Below are 16601 nucleotides of genomic sequence, written 5' to 3'. Positions count from 1 at the left end.
AATTCAACCCAAATCAACCCGATAGAGCTTGGACCGGCAATACTGGTTCAGGTTCATAGGAAATAAAAATAAACAGTGTTAAGCTGCGTCTCCTCTTTATCTGGTTTCAAAAGTATCTGATGTACAGCATTAACATTCTGTTTGAAGACGAACACTACTTTGCAATCGATAAGCCTTCAGGCTTACTGGTTCACCCCAGCCCAATCGAGCGTCGCGCACCTAATGCGATCGCATTAATTCGGGAACAGTTAGGCATTAAAGCTTATACCGTTCACCGTCTTGATCGCCCCACTTCCGGTGTACTTATCTTTGCTAAGTCCTCAGAAGCTGCACATAAGCTTAACCTGTGTTTTGCCGAACGTCAGATTAAGAAAACTTATCACTGCGTCTGTCGGGGTTATACGCCGGAAGAGGGAGTTATTGATCACCCGCTTAAAGAGATTCTGGATAAAGTCGCCGATAAAAGAGCCGACCCGAATAAACCCCCTAAAGATGCAGTCAGCGAATTTCGTCGCTTAGGTACGGTTGAGCTGCCTATTGCCGTCGGACGTTATGATAGCGCCCGATACTCACTGGTAGAGGTTAAACCTAAGACCGGCCGGAAACATCAGATACGCCGCCACCTTAAGCATATCTTTCACCCATTAGTAGGTGATACCAAGCATGGTGATGGTCGCCATAATACGCTGTTCCGCGATGAGTTTGGACTTGAGAGACTGTTGCTGATGGCCAGCAAGCTGGAATTTCAACACCCCTTTACCCATGAGCAGATTGTCATTGAAGCACCGGTAACGCCATGGGTAGATCAGCTTTTTACACAACTGGGATGGCAAGGGCTATATCCCGCCCCTGTCCATACTGACTTGCAGGAATCCTGAAGTTCTCCACACTGTATAGACACAGGTAGATGGAGCAATAGAAATGATTAGGCAATTTCCGGGTATAAGGCTTTCAATCATCGCTATGGGATTGATGCTATTTCAAACAGCATTTGCTGATCATAAAATGCTGACGCTTGATAAAGGCCAGCAGATTCCGCAGCCCGAATGGTTCAAGGATAGTTTTCTCGATCTGGCAGATGACCTTGCAGAAGCACAAAGCTCACAGCATCGGCTGGTACTTTATTTCCATCAGGCTGGATGTCCCTACTGTTATAACCTGGTGACTCAGGTATTCACTGATCCACAGGTTAACCAGTTAATGCAGCAGCATTTTGATCTGATAGCCTTTGATCTGTGGGGAGATAAAACCGTAACGCTGCCCGACGGATCTGAATTAACAGAGAAGCAGCTGGCTGTTAAGTTGAAGGTTCAGTACACCCCAACGCTTATCTTTCTGGATAACCAGGGCACTCCTCAATTAAGGATGGATGGTTACCATCCCCCAACAAGTTTTCTTAGCCAGATAACCACGCTGCTTCAGCCTTCTGCAACGAAAAGCATTCTGGCTGAAGGGTTAGAGGTTATCGATTTAAGACAAGATAGCGCGACTGCCGTTGAGTTTTTTAGCGCTGATTGCTCCCATTGCCAGCAATTTGGAGCTCAGATCCTGAATCGCCAGGATACCCGGGAGCTATTGAGTCAGTATCGGCATGTACGACTAAATCTGACAGATAACCCTGTTGTCATTCTACCCGGGGGTGAGCGAATCAATGCGGCTGCCTGGGCCGCCAGACTCGGCATCTCTTATATGCCTGCCTGGCTTCTGACAGATAAAAAAGGCCAGCAACGGTTAACAATAAATTCGTTTGTCAGGGCGTTCCATTTTAATAGTGCACTGGAATACGTGGCCACTAAGGCTTACCTGAGGCAACCTGAATTTCAGCGTTTTATAAACGAACGTGGTGATAGATTACGCAGTAAGGGTTACAAGGTTCAGATTTTGCAATAAATATGATTCAAAACTGTTTTTTTATGCTTTCTGTCTATTGTCCGCAGCCCTAAACGGCGTATCCTACGCTACATTATTTGGTATTTTTTATTTTCGCGACAGGACCACCCTGAATGAGCAATAACACCTCTTTTTCTCAGCGTCTGGCTGCGCAGTCAGGTCAACTTAAAATCGGCATTATTGGGGCGATGGATGAGGAAGTAGAACTACTCAGCCAAACACTCGAGGGATGTCAGGAACATACAATTGCAGGTTACACCTTATTTACCGGCACCATGCATGGTGTAGATGTAGTGTTGCTGAAATCAGGTATTGGTAAAGTTAATGCTGCTATCGGTACAACACTGATGCTGCAAGAGTTTGAGCCAACCTGTGTTATCAATACAGGTTCTGCCGGTGGTTTTGCAGAAGATCTGAATGTTGGTGATGTGGTGATCTCAACCGAAGTGCGCCATCATGATGTTGATGTAACTATCTTTGGTTATGAGCCGGGGCAGGTGCCTGGTTTGCCAGCAGGCTTTACTCCGGATAACTTCCTTGCCGATGTCGCTGAACGTTGTATTGCCCGTATGGAGGGCATTAAAACTGTACAAGGCTTAATCGCTACCGGGGACTCATTTATGAATTGCCCTGAGCGGGTTGCCAAAACCCGTGAAAACTTTCCTTCTATGAAAGCGGTGGAGATGGAAGCGGCGGCGATTGCTCAAACCTGCCACCAGTTTGATATCCCATTTATTGTTATCCGGGCATTGTCCGATATCGCAGGTAAAGAATCTAACCTGTCATTTGAACAATTCCTGGTGGTTGCTGCTAAGCACTCCGCTGAAATGGTCATGGCCATTGTACAGACCATTTCTGATGAAGCGGCCTGATTCAACCTGATCGGTAAAAACACTTAAGAAACATAATAACGATAAAGACAATAATAAAGATAACTATAAAGAGCGACGGAATATGACTAATTCTTTTCACCCACCACAACGTACTCTGATGGGTCCAGGACCTTCTGATGTGAGCCCGCGAGTTTTAGCCGCAATGGCTCGCCCGACTATCGGCCATCTGGACCCGGAATTCATCCGCATGATGGATGAAGTTAAGTCTATGCTGCAATACGCTTTCAAAACAGACAGTCCTCTGACCATGCCTATTTCAGCGCCAGGATCGGCGGGAATGGAAGCCTGTTTTGTAAACCTTGTAGAACCAGGCGATAAAGTTATTGTTTGTCAGAACGGGGTGTTTGGCGGACGAATGAAGGAAAATGTTGAGCGCTTTGGTGGTCAAGCCATCATGGTCGAAGATGACTGGGGAAAACCAGTGGATCCGGCTAAGGTAACCGCTGCTTTTGCTGCAAACAGCGATGTAAAGCTGCTGGCATTTGTACATGCTGAAACCTCTACTGGCGTAATGTCTGATGCTAAGCAGCTTTGCCAGATCGCGCGTGATAATGGTGCACTGACGATTGTCGACACAGTAACCTCGCTGGGTGGTAGTGAGCTGGATGTTGCTGGCTGGGGTATTGATGCGGTCTATTCCGGTACTCAGAAATGTCTGTCATGCCCACCGGGTATATCGCCGATCAGCTTTAGTGAGAAGGCTGTTGCAGCAATTGAAAAACGCGAAACCAAAACCCCTAGCTGGTTTCTGGATCAGAAACTGGTTATGGGTTATTGGGGTGCTGGAGCAAAACGTGCGTATCATCACACCGCTCCGGTAAACTCTCTTTATGCATTTCATGAGTCTCTTGTTATGTTGGAAGAGGAGGGTCTGGAAAATGCCTGGGCGCGCCATCAATTGCATCACAATGCGTTGCGTGCGGGCCTTGAGGCTATGGGTATCGGCTTTCTGGTTGAACAACAGTATCGTTTGCCACAACTGAACTCCGTTATGATTCCAACAGGTGTAGATGAAGCCGAAGTTCGTCGCCGTCTATTGGCAGATTACAATCTGGAAATTGGTGCAGGATTAGGCGCGCTGGCGGGTAAGGTATGGCGTATTGGTTTGATGGGGGCTGCCTGCAATAAGCAAAATGTACTACTGTGCCTGTCGGCACTGGAAAATACGCTTGCTGCAATGGGCGCTGATATTAGAACCGGAAAAGCGATAGCTGCAGCTGAATCAGCCTATAGCTGATCTATAATCTTCTTGCGAGGCTTGAGCTTAAAGCTGTAACTAAGACGCTAAAGCTGAATAGCGATGTTGCTTAATAAAAGGGAGCCTTGGCTCCCTTTATTTATAGGTCGGTTTTAATGTCAGATTGCTCAGCTATAAGCTGCCTGAGGCCTTTTATATTATCAGGGTGATCCCATTCGCGGGCCCCGACAATAGTTTCAATTAATTGTCCATCTGAGCCGATCAAAAAGCTTGAAGGCATCCCCTGAACTTTAAGTGTAATGAATGACCGTCCGGGCTCATCAAGATAAACGGGTAGATCAAAGCTAAAATCCTGTTCTAATAAAAAGCTGTCTACCGTCGTCAGGCTTTGCCCCATATTCACCGCGATTACCTGAAACTCTTCAGCGTCAAAATTATCCTGCAGACGCTGCATTGACGGCATCTCTTTAACGCAGGGCGGGCACCAGCTTGCCCAGAAATTCAGTAGCACTACTTTACCCTGATATTTGTTCAGGTCTGATGGTTTGCCTTCTCTGTCTACTACCTGAACCTGATCATAAAAGCTTTCATCAGCCTGAACGAGCAGAGGTGTAGTGGCAATGCTAAAGATAAGTAGTACAAAAAAATAATTACCCAGCGTAATGATAAATCTATTAGCAGACATAAAGGTTCCCGAAATAAATAGTGTTTTGCTTTAAGTGCTTATCATAGAATGATCTGATCATAACAATAGTCAGCCTTAGCTTGGAGTGTAAAATCTATGAAAGTTGCTTTTATCGGTCTTGGTGTAATGGGATACCCAATGGCAGGACATCTGGCCAGCGCTGGGCATGAAGTCACTGTTTATAACCGTACAACAGTTAAAGCTAAGCAATGGTGTGACCAGTATAAAGGACAGAGTGCGACAACACCTGAACAGGCAGTAAAAGGTGCTGACATTGTTTTTAGTTGTGTAGGAAACGATAACGACCTGCGCCAGGTGATAACCGGTGAAGAGGGCGCTTTTAAAGGCATGCACAGCGGCGCAATCCTAGTCGATCATACAACTGCGTCTGCAGAGGTCGCCCGTGAACTGGCAATCCAGGCAGCTGATCTGGGCTTTGGTTTTCTTGATGCGCCGGTATCAGGCGGTCAGGCCGGTGCCGAAAATGGCGTTCTCAGTATTATGATTGGTGGTGAGCAGGCGACTTACGATATTGTTGCCCCGGTAATCGACTGTTATGCAAAGTCAGCAAAGCTGTTAGGTCCGGCAGGAAGTGGGCAGTTAGCTAAAATGGTGAACCAGATCTGTATCGCAGGATTGGTTCAGGGGTTGTCTGAAGGGGTGCATTTTGCCAAACAGGCAGGACTTGATGCAGCAGCGGTATTTGATGTGATCCAACATGGTGCTGCGGGTTCATGGCAGATGGTTAACCGCCATCAAACCATGATTGATGATCAGTTCGATTTTGGCTTTGCGGTAGACTGGATGCGTAAAGATCTGAATATCACCCTGGATGAAGCCCGCAACAACGGCGCACAGTTACCAGTAACAGCGTTGGTTGATCAGTTTTATGCTGAAGTTCAGAAAATGGGCGGTAATCGCTGGGATACATCAAGCCTGGTTAAGCGGCTTGAGCAGTAAAGCTTGGCGATAAGCTGTAGTTTAGCGAGCACTTCTCTGATGGAATAGTGCTATATAACTATTGAGCCTGTTGCTGGATGCTCTATAATCGGCCGCCATAACACCTGAGTTCAAAATATAAACAACATAATAAAAGACCGGCGTTAATGCGTCGGCCAGACAGTGAGGATAGTTCTATGGCTGATAAATACAGCATGATCTCTTTCGTACCAAGCGTTGTACTTGTTGGGATAATGATCGTAGGTACGTTTGCGGCGATCTCTTTTATTAAGAAAAATATCGCTAAAGATGCAGCATTGGCTGCACAGCGTAATGACTAATTGTTCTGCATAAGACACATTGCTATGTGTCTTTCAGAAAAAAAGCAGCCTGAGGGCTGCTTTTTTGTATCTGAACCTTATGAGCTCTGGCTTCTGCGGGCATTAAATCTATTGTTCAGGGCCTTTTTAGTTCAAGGCTGCATTTCAACTCAAGGCCTTTTTAGCTCAAGGCTGCTTTGTGGCTCAGGGCTGTAAATTCCAGTTATCAGGGACCATAAAACCCCGATCAGATTCGTGCCAATAGCAGTCGCCTTCGTTGTAACTCAAGCGAGCAATCAGTAGCGGGGTGGTGATATGGGTGGTGATTTCCAGTAATTCTTTAAATGACAGGCTTTTCTGAAAGTTGGCCCGGGCCGGTGCAAGCCAGCAGGGCTTCATCAGAATGGTATAACGATAATTGTCTTCCAGCACTTCTGAATCAGATGATCGCAGCCACCAACCTCTGGCATGATCAGGATTTACCGGGACATCAGCCTGGCAGGTCTGCCAGTGTGAATAGGGATAAAACAGATAACCTCGTAACAACAATGTGCGCTGATCCGGCACCAGATTAATGGCTTCAGCCTGATCATTACCTGCTTCAGTACGTGACAGGTTAAGCTGATGCGACATCAATCGCTGCCACTTTTTGTCTAACCGGTCAGAGCGATTAGGGCCGACGAAGTGATTAGTATGACAGATATTTTCATCACCGCAGGTACATAGGTAAAACTTAACAGCTGTCTCAAGATGGATTTTTTGACCATCTTTAAGCTGCATCAGAAAGTCATATTCACCCACGGTGCTTTTATCATGAAATACTTGAATGTTACTTTTAAGATCAACCGGTTGTATAAAGTACTTAAGGTACATTCTAACCAGGTCTTCAAAATAATAACCCAGCCTGAAATGGGCTTGCTGCCTTAGACCGCTGATTAGTTTTTGAGGATTTTGATCCAGCTCTGCAAGCTTGTCTGAAACCTGGTTATCATTAAATAACCAGTCAGGCTGCAGGTTATCGGGTAACTGCATTAATGATTGGCTGTGAATGAGCCAACTAAGATCACGAACGATCTCATGTTGATACTGCTCAGGCTGATTGTCGGGATAGCCACTCCGCTGTTCGAGGCATAAGCTCATAAAGCAAAGGTTCACATTAGTGTAAAAAGCTCATAAAGTAATACCATACAACTGCAACTTTACTCTACTTTTTTCAGGATGTCTCAATGACTTCAACTAGCCGTATTGCTGAAACTGATATTCCACTGAGTGAGCAGGATCGCCATCCGTTAATGAGCGAATCAGATATCAATACTATTTTGCTGAATGGTGCACAGATATCGCTTACTAAATTAAAGCGCGCAGGCAGCTTCAATGCACGACTGTATTACTATGCCGAAATCGGCGTTTATCTTGAAGTAACACTGTCTCGTGGCGCAGGTATCTCTGATGCCACACGTGAAGAACTTGAAGCTATTCATAAAGAAGCAACCCATATCCATATGGATGCGAATAAGTTATTGAATATTCTTGAGGAATAGAAATAAGCCCAGTTAGAATAGGGCGATGAGTAATGAACAGACAACAAACTCTATTACAGAGTTAAATCAACAGGCTGCCGAGGGTTCACAGGCGGCCTTTGATAGCAAAGCCTTCCTTTCCCGACTAACCCGGCGCCCTGGCATCTATCAGATGTTTAATAGCGCCGGGGATATTCTGTACGTCGGCAAGGCCAAAAACCTTAAAAACAGAGTCAGTAGCTATTTTCGCGCCACAGGCCTGAACGGCAAAACTCAGGCATTGGTCAGTCGTATCGCAGATATTCAGGTAACGGTGACTAATAGCGAAACCGAAGCGCTTCTGCTTGAACAGAACCTGATCAAAGCTAATCGTCCGCCTTATAACATCCTGCTGCGTGACGATAAATCCTACCCCTACATCTTTGTATCTACCGGACAAAAATACCCGGCTGTACGCTTTCATCGCGGTGCTAAACGTCAGAAGGGGCGTTATTTTGGTCCTTTTCCCAGTAGTGGTGCTGTCCGAGACAGCCTTGCCATCATGCAGAAGGTTTTCCGCATCAGGCAGTGCGAGGAAAGTTTCTTTAAAAACCGATCAAGACCTTGTCTGCAATATCAGATAAAGCGTTGTAGCGCGCCTTGTGTTGATCTGCCGTCTGAAGAGTCTTATCAGGCGGATATTCGCCATGCGATGATGTTTCTTGACGGAAAGAATAGCGCCATCATGGACGAACTGGCGTCTCAGATGGAGCAAGCATCTGAACAGCTTAATTTTGAAGAAGCAGCTATCTACAGAGACCAGATATCCAGTTTGCAACAGATCCAGGAACAGCAGTATGTCAGCGGTCAAACCGGCGATGCCGATGTGATCGGTTGTGCTGTCCAGTCCGGATCGGTGTGCATGCATATGTTATTTGTGCGTGCGGGCAGGGTGATTGGCAGTAAGGTTTACCACCCAAAGGTATCTATTGAAGAGACTATGCCCGAGCTGCTCTCCGCGTTTATTGCCCAGTGGTATCTGGGATCTGGCAGAGAGATTCCCCAGACACTGATTAGCTCAGTTGAGGTGGATGGCAAGGAGTGCCTGGAGGAAGCTTTATCTGAGCGCAGTGGCCGTAAAGTTGCGTTGATACATAAGGTCCGCTCAGATAAGGCGGGGTGGCAGCGTCTGGCACAAACAAATGCCGAGCAACAGTTGCAGAGTCATCTGGCCAGCAAGCAGAATATCTATAACCGCTATCTGGCACTGCAGGATGCCTTGCAATTAGATAGCCCTCCACAGCGCCTGGAGTGTTTTGATATCAGTCATAGCTCAGGTGAGGCAACCGTCGCATCTTGTGTTGTTTTCGACCGTAACGGCCCCCTCAAAACTGATTATCGCCACTTTAACATTGAAGATATAACACCAGGCGATGATTATGCGGCGATGCATCAGGCGTTAAGGCGCCGTTATACCCGTCTTAAGAAAGGCGAAGGGAAGTTACCTGATATTCTGTTAATTGATGGCGGTAAAGGCCAGGTAAGTCAGGCTATCGATGTATTGGCCGAACTGCAGATCAATGAGGTTCTGATTGTTGGTGTTGCCAAGGGCAGTGACCGTAAAGCAGGTCTTGAAACCCTGATAATGGCAGAGACCGGCACTGAAATAACGCTGAAATCTGACTCTCCTGCGCTACATCTTATTCAATATGTACGTGATGAAGCCCATCGCTTTGCCATAACCGGCCACAGGGCTCGTCGCGGAAAGGCTCGAAAAAAATCGTCCCTGGAGGGAATACCCGGTGTTGGCCCCAAAAGACGACGAGAATTGCTCAAGCATTTTGGTAGTGTTCAATCAATAGAGACCGCAAGTATTGAAGAAATTGCAAAAGTCTCTACTATTAGCCGCAAAATTGCAGAAGACATCTATGCCATACTGCATCCGGACCATTAAGCAGCTTCGCTATAGCTTTATTTATACTGGCTTACAGGAATTCTGATTGCCGATGAAAATACCCAATATTCTGACATTGTTACGCATTCTGCTTATTCCTGTGATTGTTGTGGTTTATTACCTTCCGTATGCCTGGGCACCAATGGCGGCCGCTATTGTGTTTGGCTTCGCAGCGGTAACCGACTGGTTTGATGGCTATCTGGCGCGAAAACTTAACCAGACTTCACCTTTTGGCGCTTTCCTGGATCCAGTTGCAGATAAGCTCATGGTGGCAATATCGCTGGTTTTGCTGGTTGATACCTATTCCGCTTTTTGGATCACTATTCCTGCCGGCATTATCATTGGTCGTGAAATTGTTATATCTGCACTGCGTGAATGGATGGCCGAACTCGGCAAACGCGCAAATATAGCCGTTTCATTTGTCGGCAAGCTCAAAACGGCACTGCAGATGCTGGCTATATTAATTATGCTGGCTGCTGCGCCTTATACCCTGGCATCATGGGTAGGTATCGGAGCGCTTTACCTGGCATCGGTGCTAACTCTTTGGTCTATGTATGTTTATTTGAAGGCCGCCTGGCCTGATCTGACAGATGATATGTGATCAAAGGTTATACAGTTCTAACTTGTTAATCTGATTAGATTTTTTTCTTCTGAAAAGTTGTTGACATAAAAGGTGAGCTGTCTATAATACGCACCACTTCTTACGAAGCAGGCGGAATTAGCTCAGTTGGTAGAGCGGAACCTTGCCAAGGTTCAGGTCGTCGGTTCGAGCCCGATATTCCGCTCCAACTGCTAAGTAAAAAGTTTGGTGTACCTTTAGGCGCGGTGGCAGAGTGGTCATGCAGCGGACTGCAACTCCGTGAACGCCGGTTCGATTCCGACCCGCGCCTCCATACATCCGCCCGGATGATGGAATTGGTAGACATAGGAGACTTAAAATCTCCCGATCGAAAGATCGTGCCGGTTCAAGTCCGGCTCCGGGCACCATTTATAGACATTGCTCTATAATAAAAAAGGTAAGTTAAGCGGAATTAGCTCAGTTGGTAGAGCGGAACCTTGCCAAGGTTCAGGTCGTCGGTTCGAGCCCGATATTCCGCTCCAGCTTCTTACCTCACCCCCATCATAAGCACTCTTAGTAAATCCCTAATATCTTTTATTCCTGCTTAAACAGCTCAATAGTCGTATCCAGCATTCGATTAGAAAACCCCCATTCGTTGTCATACCAGGCAAACACTTTAACCATGCCATCCATAACACGGGTCTGCGTACTGTCAAAAATTGACGAAGCAGGGTGGTGATTAAAATCGACCGATACCAATGGCAGCTCGTTATATTCAAGAACATTTTTAAGCCAGGTCTGAGAAGCCTCTCTCATCAGGCTATTAATCTCTTCAACGCTGGTACTTCGCTCCGGGGTGAAGCAGAGATCTACTAAAGAAACATTCGCAGTAGGCACTCTTACAGCCATCCCTGTCAGCTTGCCTTTAAGCTCAGGCATCACCAATCCAACCGCTTCGGCCGCGCCTGTTTTGGTTGGGATCATCGATAACGTGGCTGCTCGCGCCCGATAAATATCATTACTGTAAACATCAGACAGATGCTGGTCATTGGTATAGGCGTGTATGGTGGTCATTATCCCTTCTTTAATGCCTATGTGATCATTTAGCACCTTTGCCACTGGCGCAAGGCAGTTCGTCGTACAAGACGCGTTAGAAATGATCTGATGGCGAGACTCAAGTACCTGATGGTTGACACCATAAACAACCGTCGCGTCAGCATTTTTTGCCGGCGCAGACACCAGAACGCGTTTGGCGCCTTGCTCCAGGTGAACACTGGCATCTTCACGACTGGTAAATCGTCCGGTGCACTCATACACAATATCGATATCAAGATCGGTCCAGGGCAGGGCGTGCGGATCCGCTTCGCTGAGGATGAGTATGCTATCACCCGCAACTTCCATCCGGTTGTCGATCGCCCTGACGGGATAATTAAAGTGGCCGTGAACACTGTCAAATTCGGTAAGATGGGCATTAACCCGGCTATCACCCAGGTCGTTTATAGCAACAATTTCTATCTGTTTGTTTTTTCCTGACTCATAAAGTGCGCGTAGAATATTTCGACCAATCCGGCCATAACCATTAATCGCTACTCTGATTGTCATGGTTCACTCCTTAGTGCAGATATCGTAACTTCAGCATAAAACCGCCGGCACTTAAAAACAAAGCGTTAGAGCGCTCTAATGCATCATGATAGTCACTATTCTGTGTTTTAAATCCTTATTAATCTGATATATTACCAATATTAAATATGTATTCTGTATTATTAATATGACTATAAAAAAACAAACTACCTACGACAAAGTCTTTGATGCGGCCGACAAACTGTTGGCAGCCGGGCAGAAGCCCACCCAGCAACACATCAGAAATGAACTGGGTACGGGGAGCCTCACCACTATCAACAAAGCTCTTAATGACTGGTGGCAGGGATTAGGCCAACGACTGGTTGAACAGCGCCAGCGACCAGATATACCAGAGCCTGTGTTTGATAGCGCCAGCGCACTTTGGCAGCAAGCGCTGATCTATGCAGAGGCACAGCTGGCTGAGCAGCGCGAAGCAATTGAGCAGCACTATCTTCAGCTCAAGCAAGAGATCGATACCCAAAGCGGTGAAAATCAAAATGATCTTCAGCGACTACAAGATCTGTCAGACCGTCTGCTGACCGACAACCAGCGCTATCTGGACAATATCGCTGAATTACAGCAAAAACAGCGAGCCTCAGATGAACGTGAGATGCATCTGCAGACTGAAAACAGAGAGCTTGCACGTCAGCAGAAAGAGCTTGAATTGGTTGTTGAACGCCTGGATCGGTCTTCAGGAAACATCAAAGAGCAGGAAATACTGGAATACCGGCATAAAAATCAGTACCTTGAGGGTGAATGCAATCGGCTTGTAAAGCATAATGATAGCCTGGTACAAGAAAACCGCGGATTGCGGGAAGCTTTGTTTGATGCAGAGCGTAAGGCGATTAAAGAAAAGCATGAGTTTGAACTGGTTATAAATCAGCAGGACCTCCGCTATCAAGAGATTGAGCGACAGCTGCATGTAACCTCAGATACTGATCCGGATGATTCGGGATTAACTATCCGTCTGCAGGAAAAAGAGCAGGAAGTTCAAAGGCTACATGAGCTATTAAAAAGCCTTAACAAAAGCCATTAACCATATGAATTATAAGAGCTATGGATACATACCTTGATAAAGGCGCATCATTTGACGAGATCCTGGAAGGGATTCGTGAGTGCGATGATGATGGTGCCGTTTGCTGTACAGATGAGGCTGTTTTTAGCCTTGCTAAAGTAGTTCTGGTTAAAGAGAAGCTGGCAGGCGTAACGCTGCAACTTGTTGACGAGCAGGGTTATGCCATACGACAGGTAACCAGCAAGAAGCCTGAAGATGACCAGCCAAGCGACTCCCACCTGAGTACGCGTCAAACAGCGGTAGTGAGGGCGCTTGAGAAAGTGTTATTGCATTGCAAGAAAGAAGGTATTCAGTTGATAGGTTATAGTGATGAGTTAGTTGCGATGCCTGTTGTCGTCAGTAGTGATGATGTGTCGCCGGCTGTTGCACTGGATATCAATAGTCATGGGGTCTATCGTGGTGCTGACTCACTTATTGAAAATAAAAATTAATATCGCATAGCTATTATGGATGATAGCTATCGACCGGTAAAATCACTATTATCGGTCTGTATCTGAGATGGATCTGATCTACATATGAATAATATAATTAAAGTATTGCTGGTTGACGATCATCCGGTCGTTCGGGCGGGATTCCAACGATTACTGGATAACGATAGTCGTATCTCCATCATTGCTGAAGCAAGCAGTGGCCAGGAGGCCGTCGAGAAGTATTTCGAATCGCGGCCTGATGTTGTCATTATGGATCTTTCCATGCCTGACGACAGTAATAGTAAAAGCATTCAATCATACGGTGGCTTAGAGGCGATTCGCATTATTCGTGCTAAAGACCCTGCCGCGCGGGTTTTAGTGCTCACCGTTATGGAAAGTGAACCTTTTCCTGCCCATGTTGTTCAAGCAGGCGCTTCTGGTTATCTGACTAAGCGCTGCGCCCCTGACGAGCTGCTTAAGGCTGTTTGTGAGGCCTCAGAAGGGCGCACGTACTTTGCAGAAAGCATCCGGAACATGCTTGATCCAGGCGCATCTGACAGCAGCTCACCCTTTGCCAAACTTACTAAGCGCGAATTCCAGATATTCTCTTGCCTGGCTCAAGGCCATCCTGTTGCCCAGATCGCTGAAAAGATGTTTCTGAGCCCTAAAACAGTTCATGCCCATCGCGCCAATATCATACGCAAACTGGGTATCAATAATAATTCTGAACTTGTACATATCGCCATTCGTCATAATATTGTACAGGCCTGAGCTTTTCATAGTCGGGCCATCTAATGACAATGGGACAACGGCTTTATGTATCATCAGGACCAGTCGGAATTAATTTTAGAGGCAGACTTTCTCTGGCGTGAAATACATGTCGGCGATCAAATTTATCTCGATGCAGATCTCTACAAAAACAGCAGACGGCTGTTATGTAAAGGTGCGCCTTATCAGGTAGTAGCCAAACTTGATTCAGTGTCTGGCGCTCAAGAATTAATCGTTCAGTCATACCAAACCAATGAGCTTGTTCCTGTTTCACCGTACCTGATCTGCAGCTATGATTCGCCAGATCAGCCTGTTCTTATCTCCTGATTATTTCCATCAAGTTATCTTAAATAATTATCTTTCCCGAACGGGTATAGCTGTAACTTAACCGCAGCGATGCGCACAAACACAGGTGCGCGCCCAGAGTGGCTTATGTGTAACTCGGTAGCTAAAACCTCTGTTAATTTCACGTACGGCACACATAACAACATCCAAATTCCATTTATCTAAGTAAGTCATCGCTTTCAGCTAAAGGCTCAAATTGAGCCTGTTAGTGTAAATACACAACTACACATAATCTATATTATGTTAAATGAGATATTTATAGATACTACATTACACGGCCTTGGGTGTGGGACTATACAAATACACGATTGGACTAACAGGCTTAAAAAGAAGTTAACAATAAGGGCTAACCAGATGTCAGCATTGCAGCCAGTGATAGCCACTTTCTTAGCTATTTTCTATGAAGTGTTTTGTAAAACGCCCCTGAGCAGACCTTCTCTTTTGAAGCGCTGTTTAATCTAATTTCTCAGAGCTAATTTCTCAGGGCTAATTTCTTAAAAACTAAGCGTTCCATGTAATGCTTGATTCGCTCGTGCGGAGAGCGTCGATGATTTAAGTTTTGTGGTACCTACATCACTCCATGAAATCTGACGCGCTTTACTTAAGGGCTCTTTTCAATCGGTAACAGTCGGTAAATGATTTAGTTAACAAATTTAGTTAGCAAAAGACTTCTCTTAGCTACCTATAACAATAACGCAGCGTAACGGAAATAATGACATTCATGAGCCATTCGCTATTTCTTAATAAGAGCTCTTATTCTTTCGAGCCCGGCATAGAACTACGATTTAATTAATTTGCTAATTTCAGCACCGTCATCTGAAACCTGGGTTCTGAGACCTCGGTTTTGCTAAATATGATTCGCAACGCACTTAGAAAGACTAAGGTATTCATATAAAGCTGTAAGTAAGATCAGTAACAGGGATACAGCCTAGAGCTTGTAACTGAACATCTTTATGGAATCCCTGTGGCTACAACAAACCAATCCATTATCAAGCAACTTGTTATTCAGCTTTTAAATAATATGTAGGTCCGGGGATCAGGATAAATTGCCGTTTAACCAGGCATCGCCGTATCTCTTACCAATTTCCAGTAGTAGACACTACTGGAAATCAATAGAGTCGACGCATATAATTCCTTTATATATCTGACAATTACCAGAGGCTCATCACACTGTGTCGATTAACAATTTCCCCGGCCTACCGTTGTTTGATTCAGCTAAACACTTTAACCAGATACCCAGAAATACAGTATTTCCTGATCAGGCGCCTGCAGTTGAGTCCTTTGTCCTGGGCCTTCATGTTGAGGGTGCTCTGGATGATTACCGCTACACTAAAGATTTCCTGTGTAGCTACAGTAAAAAAAGTCAGGATACCTATGACAAATTCAGGGGTGATGCTGAACGACTCTTGTTATGGACCTGGCTAATAAAAAGCAGATCAATAGCAACACTGCGTCGCCGTGATCTTGAAGAATACACGGACTTCGTCGCTAAGCCGGACGCAAACTGGCAGGCAGAAACCATACAGCGCCGATTCTACAGCGTTAACGGCATTCGAGAGCCTAATAGTCACTGGCGCCCTTTTCGTTCTGCCGGTGCCGGTATAGGACGGCTGAATACCAAGTCCTGGCAAGGTTTGTTTTCTAATCTCAGCGTGTTTTTTAACTACTTAATGGCTGAGGATTATGCCCCAGGCAATCATATTCCGATCGTTAAAAAGAACTGCCCCTATCTGAGACAAGAAACGGGGATCAATACCGCCAGACGCTTATCTGAACTGCAATGGGAGTATCTGCTTAGTTCCGCCAAATCCATGGCGGATACGAACTCTCAGCATGAAAGAACACTTTTCGTTATAGCGACTTTAAAATCACTTAAATTACGTATATCAGAGCTTTCAGAGCGCCCTAACTGGTTGCCTGTAATGTCCCACTTTCACCGGGATCACGAAGGGAACTGGTGGTTTCGAACCTATGGTAAAGGCTCTAAAGAAAGGGATGTTTCTATATCTAATGAATATATCGGGTTTCTCAAGCGCTATAGACTATACAGGGGGCTAGCTTCCCTGCCCTCCAAAGATTCATCTGAACCGGTAATCGAATCCAGGGTAAAGAACCGAGGTATTGGCAGTCGTCAGTTACGCAATATTGTTGAAGCCGCTTTAAATGAAGGATGCCATTCCCTAATAGAAGATGGTTTTGATGTAGAAGCCTCAGAGCTTCGTGCCGCCACCACCCACTGGTTAAGGCACACAGGGGCCTCAATGGAGGTTGCAGCAGGTCGTAATCTCGCCCATGTCCAGGCAGACCTGGGACACGGGAGCATCAGAACCACTGACGAGCTGTATGTGGATTCGGATAATATGGAGCGAGCATCAAGCGCTAAGGGGCAAGAGGTTTAACTCATACAGCTATATAATTTAATCCTCATCTCTATCGCTTTGGATTT

At 45.8% G+C, this 16601-nt stretch carries 16 protein-coding genes, 4 tRNA genes and 1 pseudogene; 18 read left to right on the top strand and 3 right to left on the bottom strand.

The features are described 5' to 3' along the window. Positions 1–119: 119 nt before the first annotated feature. From EHS89_RS15405 to EHS89_RS15390, 4 genes are all read left to right on the top strand, one after another. A complete protein-coding gene (locus EHS89_RS15405; RefSeq protein WP_124927054.1) occupies positions 120–878 on the top strand; it encodes a pseudouridine synthase in 759 nt (252 codons plus the stop codon). A gap of 43 nt (positions 879–921) precedes the next feature. Continuing rightward, positions 922–1890 (top strand): thioredoxin family protein, encoded by a 969-nt coding sequence (locus tag EHS89_RS15400; RefSeq protein WP_124927053.1) that lies wholly within the window; start codon positions 922–924, stop codon positions 1888–1890. Between the two features lie 113 nt (positions 1891–2003). Beyond that, complete coding sequence (gene mtnN, locus EHS89_RS15395) at positions 2004–2762, top strand: 5'-methylthioadenosine/S-adenosylhomocysteine nucleosidase (RefSeq protein ID WP_124927052.1); 759 nt, start codon at positions 2004–2006, stop codon at positions 2760–2762. A gap of 82 nt (positions 2763–2844) precedes the next feature. Beyond that, positions 2845–4020, top strand: coding sequence for a pyridoxal-phosphate-dependent aminotransferase family protein (locus EHS89_RS15390; RefSeq protein ID WP_124927051.1), 1176 nt, complete (start codon positions 2845–2847; stop codon positions 4018–4020). Positions 4021–4120: 100 nt separating this feature from the next. Here EHS89_RS15390 and EHS89_RS15385 read toward each other — a convergent pair whose 3' ends face one another. After that, positions 4121–4666, bottom strand: coding sequence for a TlpA disulfide reductase family protein (locus EHS89_RS15385; RefSeq protein WP_124927050.1), 546 nt, complete (start codon positions 4664–4666; stop codon positions 4121–4123). A gap of 87 nt (positions 4667–4753) precedes the next feature. On the opposite strand from EHS89_RS15385, the pseudogene EHS89_RS15380 reads away from it, so the two are divergent. Beyond that, positions 4754–5626, top strand: a pseudogene (locus EHS89_RS15380) (NAD(P)-dependent oxidoreductase); the annotation flags it as partial. Positions 5627–5802: 176 nt separating this feature from the next. After that, positions 5803–5946, top strand: coding sequence for a hypothetical protein (locus EHS89_RS21155; RefSeq protein WP_170167520.1), 144 nt, complete (start codon positions 5803–5805; stop codon positions 5944–5946). Between the two features lie 183 nt (positions 5947–6129). On the opposite strand, the gene EHS89_RS15375 is transcribed toward EHS89_RS21155, so the two are convergent. Next, positions 6130–7065 carry a DUF1853 family protein gene (locus tag EHS89_RS15375; protein WP_124927048.1) on the bottom strand — a complete coding sequence of 312 codons (936 nt, stop codon included), beginning with the start codon at positions 7063–7065 and terminating at the stop codon, positions 6130–6132. Between the two features lie 86 nt (positions 7066–7151). Here EHS89_RS15375 and EHS89_RS15370 point away from each other — a divergent pair, with 86 nt between their 5' ends. The 7 genes from EHS89_RS15370 (at position 7152) to EHS89_RS15340 (ending at position 10479) form a co-directional block, all read left to right on the top strand. Continuing rightward, positions 7152–7466: an excinuclease ABC subunit C gene (locus tag EHS89_RS15370; RefSeq protein ID WP_124927047.1), complete on the top strand. Its 315-nt coding sequence runs from the start codon at positions 7152–7154 to the stop codon at positions 7464–7466. A 25-nt stretch (positions 7467–7491) separates the two neighbouring features. Next, complete coding sequence (uvrC, locus tag EHS89_RS15365) at positions 7492–9378, top strand: excinuclease ABC subunit UvrC (RefSeq protein WP_124927046.1); 1887 nt, start codon at positions 7492–7494, stop codon at positions 9376–9378. A gap of 52 nt (positions 9379–9430) precedes the next feature. Continuing rightward, entirely contained in the window at positions 9431–9979 is a 549-nt protein-coding gene (gene pgsA / locus EHS89_RS15360; protein WP_124927045.1) for a CDP-diacylglycerol--glycerol-3-phosphate 3-phosphatidyltransferase, read from the top strand. Positions 9980–10090: 111 nt separating this feature from the next. After that, positions 10091–10166: transfer RNA gene (locus EHS89_RS15355), tRNA-Gly, on the top strand. Positions 10167–10197: 31 nt separating this feature from the next. Beyond that, positions 10198–10271, top strand: a tRNA-Cys gene (locus tag EHS89_RS15350). A 7-nt stretch (positions 10272–10278) separates the two neighbouring features. Beyond that, positions 10279–10365: transfer RNA gene (locus EHS89_RS15345), tRNA-Leu, on the top strand. A 38-nt stretch (positions 10366–10403) separates the two neighbouring features. Further along, a tRNA-Gly gene (locus tag EHS89_RS15340) sits at positions 10404–10479 on the top strand. Positions 10480–10531: 52 nt separating this feature from the next. On the opposite strand, the gene gap is transcribed toward EHS89_RS15340, so the two are convergent. Beyond that, positions 10532–11539 (bottom strand): type I glyceraldehyde-3-phosphate dehydrogenase, encoded by a 1008-nt coding sequence (gene gap, locus EHS89_RS15335; RefSeq protein WP_124927044.1) that lies wholly within the window; start codon positions 11537–11539, stop codon positions 10532–10534. A 166-nt stretch (positions 11540–11705) separates the two neighbouring features. Here gap and EHS89_RS15330 point away from each other — a divergent pair, with 166 nt between their 5' ends. From EHS89_RS15330 to EHS89_RS15310, 5 genes are all read left to right on the top strand, one after another. Beyond that, positions 11706–12593 (top strand): DNA-binding protein, encoded by an 888-nt coding sequence (locus tag EHS89_RS15330; protein WP_124927043.1) that lies wholly within the window; start codon positions 11706–11708, stop codon positions 12591–12593. A 20-nt stretch (positions 12594–12613) separates the two neighbouring features. Then, on the top strand, positions 12614–13063 hold the full coding sequence (locus EHS89_RS15325) for a response regulator (protein ID WP_124927042.1): 450 nt from the start codon (positions 12614–12616) through the stop codon (positions 13061–13063). A gap of 84 nt (positions 13064–13147) precedes the next feature. After that, a complete protein-coding gene (locus tag EHS89_RS15320) occupies positions 13148–13813 on the top strand; it encodes a response regulator (protein ID WP_124927041.1) in 666 nt (221 codons plus the stop codon). Between the two features lie 45 nt (positions 13814–13858). After that, positions 13859–14137 carry a hypothetical protein gene (locus EHS89_RS15315; RefSeq protein WP_124927040.1) on the top strand — a complete coding sequence of 93 codons (279 nt, stop codon included), beginning with the start codon at positions 13859–13861 and terminating at the stop codon, positions 14135–14137. Between the two features lie 1190 nt (positions 14138–15327). Continuing rightward, complete coding sequence (locus tag EHS89_RS15310; protein WP_124927039.1) at positions 15328–16554, top strand: tyrosine-type recombinase/integrase; 1227 nt, start codon at positions 15328–15330, stop codon at positions 16552–16554. Positions 16555–16601 lie beyond the last annotated feature (47 nt).

The organism is Amphritea balenae (assembly GCF_003858655.1).
In the GTDB taxonomy this organism is placed as follows: domain Bacteria; phylum Pseudomonadota; class Gammaproteobacteria; order Pseudomonadales; family Balneatricaceae; genus Amphritea; species Amphritea balenae.
Note: the sequence above shows the minus strand (reverse complement) of the source record. Positions and strands in the feature narration are given on the sequence as shown.

What these genes read in the sequence shown, in the direction of transcription:
- EHS89_RS15375 (WP_124927048.1), bottom strand. Translation starts at nt 7,065, where the DNA reads ATGAGCTTATGCCTCGAACAGCGGAGTGGCTATCCCGACAATCAGCCT.
- gap (WP_124927044.1), bottom strand. Translation starts at nt 11,539, where the DNA reads ATGACAATCAGAGTAGCGATTAATGGTTATGGCCGGATTGGTCGAAAT.
- mtnN (WP_124927052.1), top strand. Translation starts at nt 2,004, where the DNA reads ATGAGCAATAACACCTCTTTTTCTCAGCGTCTGGCTGCGCAGTCAGGT.
- EHS89_RS15390 (WP_124927051.1), top strand. Translation starts at nt 2,845, where the DNA reads ATGACTAATTCTTTTCACCCACCACAACGTACTCTGATGGGTCCAGGA.
- EHS89_RS15405 (WP_124927054.1), top strand. Translation starts at nt 120, where the DNA reads ATGTACAGCATTAACATTCTGTTTGAAGACGAACACTACTTTGCAATC.
- EHS89_RS15385 (WP_124927050.1), bottom strand. Translation starts at nt 4,666, where the DNA reads ATGTCTGCTAATAGATTTATCATTACGCTGGGTAATTATTTTTTTGTA.
- EHS89_RS15370 (WP_124927047.1), top strand. Translation starts at nt 7,152, where the DNA reads ATGACTTCAACTAGCCGTATTGCTGAAACTGATATTCCACTGAGTGAG.
- EHS89_RS21155 (WP_170167520.1), top strand. Translation starts at nt 5,803, where the DNA reads ATGGCTGATAAATACAGCATGATCTCTTTCGTACCAAGCGTTGTACTT.
- EHS89_RS15320 (WP_124927041.1), top strand. Translation starts at nt 13,148, where the DNA reads ATGAATAATATAATTAAAGTATTGCTGGTTGACGATCATCCGGTCGTT.
- pgsA (WP_124927045.1), top strand. Translation starts at nt 9,431, where the DNA reads ATGAAAATACCCAATATTCTGACATTGTTACGCATTCTGCTTATTCCT.
- EHS89_RS15330 (WP_124927043.1), top strand. Translation starts at nt 11,706, where the DNA reads ATGACTATAAAAAAACAAACTACCTACGACAAAGTCTTTGATGCGGCC.
- EHS89_RS15400 (WP_124927053.1), top strand. Translation starts at nt 922, where the DNA reads ATGATTAGGCAATTTCCGGGTATAAGGCTTTCAATCATCGCTATGGGA.
- uvrC (WP_124927046.1), top strand. Translation starts at nt 7,492, where the DNA reads ATGAGTAATGAACAGACAACAAACTCTATTACAGAGTTAAATCAACAG.
- EHS89_RS15325 (WP_124927042.1), top strand. Translation starts at nt 12,614, where the DNA reads ATGGATACATACCTTGATAAAGGCGCATCATTTGACGAGATCCTGGAA.
- EHS89_RS15315 (WP_124927040.1), top strand. Translation starts at nt 13,859, where the DNA reads ATGTATCATCAGGACCAGTCGGAATTAATTTTAGAGGCAGACTTTCTC.